This is a genomic window from Frankia sp. CeTa3Moorea, assembly GCF_978021225.1.
The window spans coordinates 30517-40176 of the sequence record NZ_CDXDOR010000022.1 but is presented as its reverse complement, the minus strand read 5'-3'; the positions used below and the strand labels follow the sequence as shown (position 1 = coordinate 40176).

Sequence of the window (9660 nt, the reverse complement as noted above, 5' to 3'; positions counted from 1 at the left end):
CGGCACGACCGGGATTCATCCGGAACTGAACGACCCCCGGGCGCTCCGCCGCCGCGCGAAGCAGAGGCGGGCCGTCGGGACTTGCGACGGCGCCCGGGGGTCGGGTGTCTGCCTGGTTCTCGCCGGTGCCGGTGCCCATGGGCCACCCGGCTAGAGGTGAGGACCACGAGACCGGCTAGCGGACAGCCACCTCACGAGTCCTATGAGCACACAAAGCCTGGACCACCTCCCTTCTCGTGTACCCGTGACGCTACGCGGACCCAGGGGCGCATCGCAACGACTTTTCCGCGCGCGTTGTGGGACGCTCCTGACACCAACCGGCCGGAACAGCCAGGCCACCCGCGCGGGCCGGGGGCCACAGCCGAACCGTGCGCGGGCCCGGCCGAGGCACGCCACGGCGACCTAGACTGAGTTCCATGACCGCCGGGTCCCTCACGACGTCCGCCTCGCTCTCCCCGTTGCTCGGCCTGCCGGGTGCGGTGGCCGGCACTGCCGAAGACGCCGTGGTCGCCGCCCACTACGGCGATCCGCTACGGGAACAGCGCGCAGTGCGTGACGGCGCCGCCGTCGTCGACAGATCGCATCGGGACGTGCTGCGCATCTCCGGCCCCGACCGGCTCTCCTGGCTGCACAGCGTCACCTCTCAGCATCTGTCTGCGCTGGGCGCGCTGCGGGGCACCGAGGCGCTGGTGCTCTCCCCGCACGGCCACGTCGAACACCATCTCGTCCTCGCCGACGACGGCACGTCCACCTGGGTGGACGTCGAGCCCGGCACCGGCGGCGCCCTGCTGCGCTACCTGGAGTCGATGCGCTTCATGCTCCGAGTGGAGCCGACGGACATCGGCGCGGTGACGGCGGTGCTCAGCGTGCTCGGGCCAAGGGCCGCGCAGGTCGCGGCCGCGGCGCTGGACGGGCCGGGTGACGGCGCGCCCGGCCTGGACCTGCCCGAACCACAGGCACCCGACCCGGTCGGGGCACCGGTCACCGGTCCTTACCCAGTCGGCCGCACCGGGACGGGCACGCTGGTCCGGCGGATCCCCCACGGCGTCGACCTCCTCGTCGGCCGGGCCGACCTGAGCGGCACCGTCGAACGGCTGCGCGCCGCCGGGGCGGGTCTGGCCGGGTTGTCCGCCTTCGACGCCATGCGCATCGCCTCCCGACGGCCCCGGCTCGGCCGGGAGACCGACCATCGCACCATTCCGCACGAGGTGGGGTGGCTGGCGAGCGCCGTGCACCTGGACAAGGGCTGCTACCGCGGGCAGGAGACCGTCGCCCGGGTACACAACCTCGGTCGCCCGCCGCGGCGGCTGGTGCTGCTGCATCTCGACGGCACGGTGGCGGCGCCCCGTTCTCCCGTCACGGTCGGCGGGCGCGAGGTCGGGTTCGTCGGCAGCTCCGAGGTCCACGAGGAACTCGGCCCCATCGCCCTGGCGGTGATCAAGCGGTCCGTGCCGGCGGATGCCGCCCTCGTCGCCGCCGATCCCGACGGCGCGCCGCTGGCCGCCGCGATCGATCCGGACGACGAGCCGGCCACGACGGCGCCGAAGCGTCCCGCCGGGCGGCTGCGTTCCTGATTCCCGGCCGGCTCGGGTTCCGGCCGGCTCAGGCGGTCCGGGCGAGGAGCTGATCGAGTTCCCGCACCGCCGGGTCGGTGCCGTGCCGCCGCAGCCGGCGGCGCAGCTCGTCGGCCCGGCGGGCGTTGCGCTTGGATCGCGTCGCCTCCAGCATCGGCAGGGCCTGGCGGGTCAGCTCGCACCCGTGGTCGACGTTACCGAGATCCATCTGGACCGCGGCCCACCGGAGCAGGTAAGTGGCCCGGTCCCGGGCCCGGGAGTCCGGGTGGATCGCCAGGGAGCGTTCCAGCCACCGGTCCGCCTGCGTGAGGTGACCGAGATCGATGTAGCAGCTGCCGATCTGCGCCTGGTACTCGGCCTCGTCAAAGTAGGACGACCAGGCGGGGTCCTCAGGCCGCGCGGTGACCATCGCCTCCTCCGAACAGGCCAGCGCCTGCGCGCAGGCGCTGGCCTCCCCGAGCGCGGCGTGGGCACGGGCCCGCCGCATGTGCAGCATGGCGCCGACGCGACCGGACGCTCCCCCGGCGCTGGCCACGGCGGCCTCGGCCAGATCCACCGCCTCCCGCGGGCGGGCGAAGTCCACGCACTGCAGGGACATGTTCTTCAGCACGTTCGCACCGAGCATGCGGTCCCCGCCGGCGTGCGCGGCATGCAGCGCGGTGATCCAGTACCGCTGGGCGGCCGTCTGGAAGCCGGCGTCGAACGAGACCCACCCCGCGAACCGGGCGAGCTCCGCGGCCACCAGATGCAGGTGACGGCCCACGTGCTCGGTGTAGGACCCGCGCACCAGCAGGTCCGCCACCACGCCGAGCTCGGCGTCGACCAGCCGGCGCACGCTCTCCCCGCCGAGCCGCTCATCCATGACCCGCAGCCCGGGGATGTTGTGCTCGATCCGGTTCACGATCTGGTCGTCGACCCGTCCCCCGTTCAGGGCCGCCGCCAGCCGGGCCGGTTCCATGCCGAGCCACTGCGTCGCGAGTTCCGCCACCCCGGCCCCAGTGATCGTCAGGAAGCCGCGGCGGTCGGAGAGCGCGTCCTCGACGACGTCCATGATCGAGGTTATGCTGCCGCCCGGCGTCCACGGGTACTCGGTGCGCACCGCGTCGCCGGTCGGTAGCCACGCGGGCCAGGGGTGCGACTCCAGGCGATCGTTGGGCACGCCGAGCTCCGCGGCGAGCGCGAGCTGGGACACTCGGTCGGGCACGACACCACGGTGCTCCCAGCGCCAGACCTTCTGCCGCTCGGCGGCCATGTTCGCCACCCCGAGGTCACGTGCGCGGCGGGCCACGACCCGCGCCAGACGCTGATAGGACCACCCGCGCTGGGCTCGGACGAACGCAAGCGGATGAGTGCAGGCATGAGCGTTATCCGTCAGCATCGACGTTCTCCTCGTAGTCGCATCTCCAGGGCCACTTCCGTGAGCACCTACTAACGCTATGTCGCGACATCTTGGTGCTCCAAGAGACGACTCCGGTGCGATGCGTGCACAGAGGTCACTCCCGGACCACTGGCGGGCCCTAATTGCACGCATGTCCGCCGAGCCGTCCGAAAAAAAGCACGTTATATTCCTGTTTCGACCGAACACGACCACGTCGGCCGGTCAGGAATTCCGTTCCCCACAAGCCAGCAGGTCGCTGCCCCCGAGTCGGGCAGCCGGGGACATGCCCACGGGGAGGGCCCCTCCGCGGTTCACGCGACGCCGATCCGACTGGACGCGCGGTGGGAAGGGGACGGCCGCGCCGGGGCGAGGCCGCGCCGCGTCAGATCCGGGCGCCGGCTGCGTCGAAGAAGGTCAGGGTGGACAGCGGTGCGCGCAGGGTGACCGGCATGCCCACGCCGAGCACCTGAGCGGCGTCGACCCGGACGGCGAGCACCCCGGCGGAGGTCCGGACGTGCACCGTCCGCTCCGCTCCGAGCCGCTCGCTCACCACGACCTCACCGGCCACCCGCAGCGCATCCGACGCCGGCGACGCCAGCGCCACCGGCGCCACCACGGCGTCCGCCGGTCCCCATCCTGATCCGGTGGAAGCCCCCGCCGCCAGGACCAGGTGCTCGGGCCGGACTCCGAACGCCGTCGCGCCGGCGGGGGCGGCCAGGGCGAATCCGTCCCCGCGCAGCTGGCCGTCATGCCAGCGTCCCTCCCGGACGTTCATCGGCGGGCTGCCGACGAATGCCGCGACGAAGCGCGTGGCGGGCCGGTCGTAGATCTCGTCGGGCGTCCCGATCTGCTGCAACCGGCCGCCGCTGAGCACCGCGACCCGGTCACCGACCGCCATCGCCTCGGCCTGGTCGTGCGTGACGAACAGAGCGGTGGTGCCGAGCCGGCGCAGCAGGCCCACGATCTCGACCCGCAGATCGACCCGGAGCTGGGCGTCGAGCCCCGACATCGGCTCGTCCAACAGGATCACCCGGGCCCGGGTCGCGAGTGCCCGGCCGATCGCGACCCGCTGGCGCTGGCCCCCGGACATCTTCGCAGGCCGGCGAGCTGCCAGCTCACCGATGCCGAGCATGTCCAGCGTCTCACGGGCCCGGGCCACCGCCGCGGCCTTCGGCAGGCCACGGCCGTAACGCAACGCCAAGGTGAGGTTCTCCAGCGCCGTCAGATGCGGGTAGAGCGCGAAATGCTGGAAGACCATAGACACGTCCCGGCGGTGGGGTGCGACGCCAAGCTGGCTGACCCCGCCGAAACGCAGATCACCCGACGTCGGCTCCTCGATGCCGGCGCAAATCCGCAGCAGCGTCGACTTACCCGAGCCGGACGGTCCGAGCAGCGCGACGATCTCCCCCGGCGCAACCGTCAGGGTGACGTCGCGCAGCGCATGGACCGGGCCGAACGACCGGCCCAGCCCGTCGATCTCGATCGGCACCCCCACGGTGGCGGCCATCACCGCGGGGGGTCCGTCAGCCGTCACCGCGGCGGGTCCGTCGGCCGGTTCCGTGATCCGGGTCATCGGTCTCTCCCACGGCGTCCGCCGGTCAACGGGTGAGTTCCACAGCCTGGCTCTGGGCCGCGGCGAGAGCCCTGACCGGGTCCTCGCCCTTGAGGATGCGCTGCACCTGGTCCGAGATCGCGCTCGGGACCTCCCCGCCGCGGGCCCCGCTCCAGGCCGGCGCCTTCACCAGCGAGGGGATTAGTGCGTTGAACGGCTTGAGCTGCGGATAGGTCTCGTAGAACGACCCGAGCTGGCTGACAGCCTGAGTATCCACCGGGATGTAGCTCAACGCCTCCGTGCTCGCGGCCACGACGTCCGGCGAGAGCAGCGACACGACCAGTTCGGTCGCCATCTCCCGCTGGCAGCGGTCGGTGGACAGGACCGTCAGCGCGTTGCCGCCCGCGACCGGGTGCTGGGTCCCGCCGGGCAGGGTCGGAAACGGGACCGCGCCGGCCCGGAAACCCTTAGTCCCCTGCCCCGCGATGAACCTCAGCCCACCGGCCACGGAGGCCACTGTCACGGCGGTCATCGCCGTCTGCCGGCGGATGCCGAACCGCAGCAGGCCCTGCTGGGTCGGGTCGGCGGAGTGCGTGCCGTAGCTCGCGGCCTTCGCGAGGAACGCGGCGGCCTCGCGGGCCGCCGGGGTGTTCAGGGCGGGCCGACCGTTCGCGTCCTGGATCGACGTCCCCTTGGAGCTGGCCAGGGTGTTGAGGATCCACTGCCCGAACTGCTGGCCGGTCGGCAGGTCGAGGGGCTGGATGTTCTGACCCGAAGCCTTGATCTTGTCGGCGGCGGCGATCACCCCGTCGGTCGTGCCCAGCGTCGCTGGATCGACGCCGGCCTTCTGCAGCACGTCGAGGTTGTAGACCAGGGCCAGGGACGACACCTGCTGAGGAATGCCGATCTGCTTCCCGGCGACCTGCCCGAGGCCGACCAGCCGCTGGTCGTAGGACGCGCGCAGCAGGCGCGGGGAGAGCTCCTGGGCGCCGAGGTCCCGGGCGAAGGTCGGGAGCAGGTCGAAGCCGGCGACCGCCACGTCGACGGAACGGCCGGCCGAGCGGTCGGCGCTGATCTGCTGGACGAGGGAGGTGTAGTCCGGCGCGCTCGTGTTGAGGTCCACGGTGAGGCCGGGATGCGCCTTCTCCAGATAGGCCTTGCCGGATTTCGCGACGTCGTTGAGCGTGCCGACGGCGGACATCCGCAGCGTCTTGACCTGGGCCACGCAGGCGGGCGACGCCTTGGCGCCCGCCACGTTGTCGACGCCGGCACCGGCCGGGCGGGCCGTGGGGCGCAGGCTCTCCGCGGGGTCTGCCGGGCCCGCGTCACCACCGCCGCCGCACGCGGTCAGGATGATCATCGCAGCGGCGACGGGCAGCGGCAGCATTCGGCGAATACGGATCACACGTTCCTCCTCTCAGGCACCGGCACCCGTACCGGTGATTCCGGCGGCGAGACGGCGTTGGGCGACGACGAAGACGACGAGCGACGGCAGGCTGATGATCAGCGCGGCCGCGGCGAGCTCGGTGAAGTCCGGAATGACGGAGGAGGAGTCGGTCATCAGGCGCGCGAGCGCCAGCGGCGGGGTGGCGATGTCCGGCGACCGCGCGACCAGCAGCGGCCACAGGTACTCGTTGTACGACAACAGGAAGCTGAACACCGATACGGAGGCGATCGCGGGCGCGGCGAGCGGCACGATGATCGTCCACAGCGTCCGCCAGGTACCGAGCCCGTCCATCCGCGCGGCTTCCAGGACCGACCCCGGGATGGTGCTCATGTACTGCCGGAACATGAAGATCATCGCCGCGTGTGTCATGAACGGCAGGACCAGGCCGACCCGGGTGTCAGCGAGTCCGAGCGCGGAAATGGTGACGTAGTTCGGCACGGCGGTGATCTGGGTCGGCACCAGCAGGGTGGCGAGTACCACCGCGAAGGCGGCCGTACACCCGCGAAAGCGCAGACAGGCGAAGGCGTAGGCGGCCGGGATCGCCGTCGCGAGCTGCAACGCGAGGATCGCCAGGCTCACCGCCACCCCCGTGAGCAGGGCGGATCCAAGATCACCAGCGTACCAGGCGCGGTCGAACGAGCTCAGGTCGATGCTGGACGGGATCGGGTTCGACGTCAGCGCCAGCGCGGTCTGCCGCGGCCCGATGGCGGTCCGCACCATCCAGACGAAGGGTAGGACGGCCGCGACGATGCCGATCGTGAGCAGGACGAGACGCCCGATCGTCGGTCCGGCCGGTGACCGGCGGCGACCGCGCCGCGATGCCGGGATCGGCGCCGGCGCCGATCCCGGTTGCGGGGCCCGCCGACGCGAGGCTCGCCGCACGGCGTGGCCACGGGGCGTGGGCGCGGGCACCGGGCTGGAGGTGTCGACGCTCACGCGGCGGCCTCCCGTGTGCGTCGGATGCGGCGCCCGAGCAGCCCACCAGCGGCACCCAGTGCCACGATCACGACAAACAGCATCAGGGCGATCACCGAGGCATATCCGATGCGGAACGATCCAGTGAATCCGACCTCATAAATGTAGTAAATGATCGTCGTACTGGAGTCCAGGGGGCCACCTTTCGTGAGCACCGCGACCGTTTCGAAGGTCTGCAGGGTCAAAATGGTGACGAACACCCCCAGGAAGATCGTCGTCGGGGCGAGCAGCGGCAGGGTGATGTGACGCAGCCGGGCGAATCCGTGGATGCCGTCCACGTCCGCCGCCTCGTACACCGATCTCGGGACCGCCGTCAACCCGGCGAGATAGACGACGAAGACGAAGCTCGTCAGCCGCCAACCACCGACGAGGGCCACCACCGGCAACGCGGTCGAGGTGTCGCCGAGCCAGTCGACCGGAGCCACCCCGAACAGCCCGACGATGGTGTTCGCGAGACCGTCGGGGCTACTGTCGAACATGTAGGCGAACACGACCGCCATGGCCACAATATTCGCACTGACCGGAAGAAACAGCGCACATCGCACCAGCGCCCGACCATGGGTCACCCGTTCGGCGGCCAGCGCGAGCGCCAGCCCGATCGCGACCGCCGGTACCACCGTGAGGGCGCAGTACAGCAGCGTGTTGCGCACGGCGCCGGCCAGGTCCGCGTCGGAGAGAGCGGTACGCAGATTCGCCGTGCCGACCCAGTCGAAACGCGGCCCCGTCAGGGTCTTGTCCGTGCCCGCGATGAACGCCGACACCAATGCGGGCCCGACGACGAAAACACCGAGTCCCACGAACGCCGGCAGCAACAACACGCCGACTCGCCAGCCCGCCCGGCTACCACCCACCTCACGCGTCACGGTTATGCATCCTGGCCCCACCTGTGCCGGGATGCCGGTACGGGGTGGCTCCCGCGGGGGAGCAGCCGGTGCCTGCACGTGTCGTCCGGTCCGTCCACATCCCACGCAACACCGCCGACGGCCCACGCAACACCGCCGACGGCTCGGATCGACCCCCACGGCCGACGCGCCGCACCCGGTCGACGGCGAATCGTGGTGACCGATCCGTGGCGGCTGTCCCCTCAACGGCCAACGCCTGCAAGAATGGCAGGAAACGTCAGTCGATCTTCGGGAACACCATGAGCGACCGCAGCGAGCCCGACCACGCATCCGCCTGGGGGCGTGTCGCCGACGACGGCACGGTCTTCGTTCGCACGGCCAGCGGCGAACGTGCCGTCGGATCATGGCGTGCCGGCAGTCTCCGCGAGGGTCTGGCCCACTTCGAACGCCGCTTCGACGATCTGTCCGCCGAGGTCGAGCTGCTCGAACGGCGGCTGACGGTCAGCGGGGTCGATCCGGCCGGGATCGTCGGCAGCGCCCGCCGGCTGCTCGGCTCCCTCGACGAGGCCGCGGTCGTCGGTGATCTGGAGGCGCTGCGCACGCGGCTGGAGGCCGTGGTCGCCGCCACTGAGGAACATCGCTCCGCGCTCGCCGCCGAGCGGGCCGAGCGGGCCGGCCGGATCGCCGCGGCCAAGGAGCAGCTGGTCGCCGAGGCCGAACGGCTCGGCCACAGCTCGGAGTGGAAGACCGCCGGGGAGCGGTTCCGCGCGCTCGCCGAGGAGTTCCGCGCCGCCGGCTCGTTGGACAAGCGCACCGACTCGGCGCTGTGGCGGCGCATCGCCACGGCCCGGGACGAGTTCACCCGCCGCCGGACCGCGCACTTCGCCGCCCTCGACACGCAGCGGGCCCGTTCAAGGGAACGGAAGGAGGCGATCATCGCCGAGGCGGAGGCGCTGTCCGACTCCACCGACTGGGCCGGCACGACCGCCCGCTACCGGGCGCTGCTCGCCGGCTGGAAGGCCGCCGGTCGCGCGGCGAAGGATATCGACGACGCGTTGTGGAGCCGCTTCCGTACGGCACAGGACGCCTTCTTCACCCGCCGCAACGAGGCCAATGCCGAGCGCGACGCCGAGTTGCGCGAAAACCAGGTCAAGAAGGAGGAACTGCTGGCCGAGGCGACGGCGTTGGATCCGGCCGATACCGACCGCTCGCTGCGTCGTCTCCGGGAGATCCAGGACCGCTGGGACGAGATCGGGCGGGTCCCCCGGGAGGTCGCGGGCTCCCTGGAGCGGCAGATGGCGGCCATCGGCGACAAGCTGCGCGAGGCCTCCGATGCTCGCTGGGCCCAGCACTCCCTCTCCTCCTCACCATTCGTGACGAAGCTGCGGGAATCCGTCGCAAAGTTGGAGGCGAAGCTGGCCCGGGCCCGGGCCGCCGGACGCACCAAGGAGATCGCCGACACCGAGTCCGCCCTCGCCGCTCAGCGGGCCTGGCTGGCCCAGGCCGAGGGACAGTCCCACAACGACTGAGCCGCGCCGGCAGGCACGGGCGCTTCGGGTGGGCCCGAAAACGGGGAACTGCGGCATCCGCCGTGGTCAAAGGGGCGACGGTCCGCGGAGTACCAGGTGGTGCACCTCGGGGCGGACACGTCCAAAGAGCGCTAACTGACCGCTTGCCAGAGTTAGCAACCCGACGTATCGTCGGCTGCGTTGGTGATGTGTTGTGGCGGCGCACTCGTTTCCGTACCGGCCGGAGCCTGCCGAGGCACCATGGCCTCCCCTGAATCGCAGCGTCCACGGACGGCGGGCTCTCGGCGGGCAGTCGTCCGCGGCGTCCTCGGCCGCAGGGTCCAGCCGTAGGCCGAGGTTCACGGATGGCGGGGCGCCCGCCAT

Annotated in this window: 7 protein-coding genes; 2 read left to right on the top strand and 5 right to left on the bottom strand. The window is 71.6% G+C overall.

Going from position 1 to position 9660, the window contains the following annotated elements:
* Nucleotides 1-416 precede the first annotated feature (416 nt).
* A complete protein-coding gene (ygfZ, locus tag AC08OV_RS06740; protein WP_476612441.1) occupies nt 417-1574 on the top strand; it encodes a CAF17-like 4Fe-4S cluster assembly/insertion protein YgfZ in 1158 nt (385 codons plus the stop codon).
* A 28-nt stretch (nt 1575-1602) separates the two neighbouring features.
* Here the strand turns inward: ygfZ and AC08OV_RS06735 are convergent, their stop codons facing one another.
* The 5 genes from AC08OV_RS06735 to AC08OV_RS06715 all read right to left on the bottom strand — a co-directional run bounded on the left by AC08OV_RS06735 (nt 1603) and on the right by AC08OV_RS06715 (nt 7789).
* Nucleotides 1603-2952 carry a transcriptional regulator gene (locus AC08OV_RS06735; RefSeq protein WP_476612442.1) on the bottom strand — a complete coding sequence of 450 codons (1350 nt, stop codon included), beginning with the start codon at nt 2950-2952 and terminating at the stop codon, nt 1603-1605.
* Between the two features lie 382 nt (nt 2953-3334).
* Nucleotides 3335-4525: an ABC transporter ATP-binding protein gene (locus AC08OV_RS06730; RefSeq protein ID WP_476612443.1), complete on the bottom strand. Its 1191-nt coding sequence runs from the start codon at nt 4523-4525 to the stop codon at nt 3335-3337.
* Nucleotides 4526-4550: 25 nt separating this feature from the next.
* On the bottom strand, nt 4551-5909 hold the full coding sequence (locus tag AC08OV_RS06725) for an extracellular solute-binding protein (protein ID WP_476612444.1): 1359 nt from the start codon (nt 5907-5909) through the stop codon (nt 4551-4553).
* A gap of 12 nt (nt 5910-5921) precedes the next feature.
* Entirely contained in the window at nt 5922-6887 is a 966-nt protein-coding gene (locus AC08OV_RS06720) for a carbohydrate ABC transporter permease (RefSeq protein ID WP_476612445.1), read from the bottom strand.
* Nucleotides 6884-7789, bottom strand: coding sequence for a carbohydrate ABC transporter permease (locus AC08OV_RS06715; RefSeq protein WP_476612446.1), 906 nt, complete (start codon nt 7787-7789; stop codon nt 6884-6886). Before AC08OV_RS06715 ends, AC08OV_RS06720 begins: the two co-directional genes overlap by 4 nt.
* A gap of 278 nt (nt 7790-8067) precedes the next feature.
* Here AC08OV_RS06715 and AC08OV_RS06710 point away from each other — a divergent pair, with 278 nt between their 5' ends.
* Nucleotides 8068-9297, top strand: coding sequence for a DUF349 domain-containing protein (locus AC08OV_RS06710; RefSeq protein WP_476612447.1), 1230 nt, complete (start codon nt 8068-8070; stop codon nt 9295-9297).
* The last annotated feature ends 363 nt before the right edge of the window (nt 9298-9660 follow it).

Coding starts and splice junctions, on each gene's coding strand:
- AC08OV_RS06710 (WP_476612447.1), top strand. CDS start 8,068: ATGAGCGACCGCAGCGAGCCCGACCACGCATCCGCCTGGGGGCGTGTC.
- AC08OV_RS06735 (WP_476612442.1), bottom strand. CDS start 2,952: ATGCTGACGGATAACGCTCATGCCTGCACTCATCCGCTTGCGTTCGTC.
- AC08OV_RS06730 (WP_476612443.1), bottom strand. CDS start 4,525: ATGACCCGGATCACGGAACCGGCCGACGGACCCGCCGCGGTGACGGCT.
- ygfZ (WP_476612441.1), top strand. CDS start 417: ATGACCGCCGGGTCCCTCACGACGTCCGCCTCGCTCTCCCCGTTGCTC.